The following is a 1915-nucleotide window of genomic DNA, read 5'->3' as shown; positions in this document are numbered from 1 at the left end:
CACCCTCAAGCCCGTCCTGCCCGGCGACCGGAACGACATAGGCGACCAGCCGCTTGTCCCCCGGCTGATCCTCACGCGCCATCACCGTGACCTGCGAGACCTGCGGATGCCCCGCGACCACCGCCTCGATCTCACCCAGCTCGATACGGAACCCACGCACCTTCACCTGCTCGTCCGCACGGCCGACGTACTCGAGCTGACCATCACGGCCCCGGCGCACGACATCACCGGTGCGATACATCCGCGCACCCGACCCGCCAAACGGATCGGCGACAAAGCGCTCACCGGTCAAACCCGGCCGGTTCAAATACCCCCGCGCCACCTGCACACCCGCCAGATACAACTCCCCAACCACCCCGACGGGCACCGGACGCAACCGGTCATCCAGCACATACGCCCGCGTGTTCCACACCGGCAGACCGATCGGCGCCACACCGTCCCCGCACAGGGGCACGCTGGCGGTGGAGGCCACCGTCGCCTCGGTCGGACCATAGATGTTGACCATCCGACGCCCCTGCGACCACTGACGGGCCACTTCCGCCGAACACGCCTCACCCGCCACCACCAGCGTCACACCCTCGGGCAGCCCACCGGCCTCCGCCAGCACCGGCAGCGTCGCCGGCGGCAGCGTCGCATGCGTCACCCCGCACTCACGCACCAGACGCACCAGCTCCGGCCCCGGAACCAACTGCTCCGCCGTGCCCAGGACCAGCGTCGCACCCGCCAGCCACGCCGGCCACATATCCGCAACCGCCGCATCAAAACTCGGCGAAGCAAACTGCAGCAGACGACTGCTCTCATCGATGCTCAGTCGCGCCACATGGTCCAGTGCCAGATTCACCACGCCCGCATGCCCGACGACCACACCCTTCGGACGGCCCGTCGAACCCGACGTATAGATCACATACGCAGGGTGCAGCGGAGACAGGACAGCCCGACGGTCCACATCCGTCAGATCCGCCTCCGACTCAGCCGCCACAACATCGGCGATCTCCTCCAGCACCAGCGCAGTCACACCCTCCGGCACGGCATGACGCACCGCCTCCGCCGTGATCACCACGGCCGGAGCGGCGTCCCGGAGCATGAACGCGATCCGCTCGGCCGGATACTGCGGATCCACCGGCACATACGCCGCACCCGCCTTCAACACCGCCAACATCGCCGTGACCAGCTCCACAGAACGCGGCAGCACCAACGCCACCCGCTCCTCCGGACCCACACCACACCCCACCAGGAACCGAGCCAACCGATTCGCCCGCGCGTTCAACCCCGCATACGACAGCCCCACACCCTCAAAACTCACCGCTACCGCGTCAGGAGCACGCCCCACCTGCCGCTCGAACACCACCGGCAACGACGCCCACGGCACCTCGACCCGCTCACCCTGCCAACCCGACAGCAAACCCGCCCGCTCGTCCCCCGACAAAACCTCCAGCCGACCCACCCGCACATCCGGATCCGCCACCACCACCGACAACAACCGACCGAAACGACCGGCCAACTCCTCGACCGACACCCGATCGAACAAATCCGTCGCAAACTCGAAGACACCGACGAGCCCCGCCGGACCGCCTTCGGTGTCCTGCTGCTCGTGCACGCTCAGTTGGAGGTCGAACTTTGCGGTGCCGTAGCCGGTCGGCTCGCCGGTGAACGACAGTCCGGGCAGCTTGAAGTCCGCCTGGGCGTTGTTCTGGAAGGTCAGCATCACCTGGAACAGGGGGTGCCGGGACATGGACCGGGCCGGGTTGAGGACCTCCACCAGGTGCTCGAACGGCACGTCCTGGTTCCCGAACGCCCCCAGGTCCGTCTCACGCACCCGCTCCACCAGCTCCCGGAACGTCGGGTCACCCGACACGTCCGTCCGCAGCACCAGCGTGTTCACGAAGAAGCCGACGAGGTCCTCCAGCGCCTCGTC

The 1915-nt window shown here is 67.8% G+C and carries 1 protein-coding gene; it reads right to left on the bottom strand.

Annotated features, from left to right (window positions below; all coding sequences use genetic code 11):
• The coding region (locus ABZ876_RS39030) for an amino acid adenylation domain-containing protein (protein ID WP_361791173.1) at positions 1–1915 on the bottom strand (1915 nt) is incomplete at both ends.

The organism is Streptomyces sp. NPDC046931 (assembly GCF_040644655.1).
Taxonomy (GTDB): domain Bacteria; phylum Actinomycetota; class Actinomycetes; order Streptomycetales; family Streptomycetaceae; genus Streptomyces.
The sequence above is the reverse complement of the archived record's forward strand: the minus strand, read 5'-3'. Positions and strand labels throughout refer to the sequence as shown.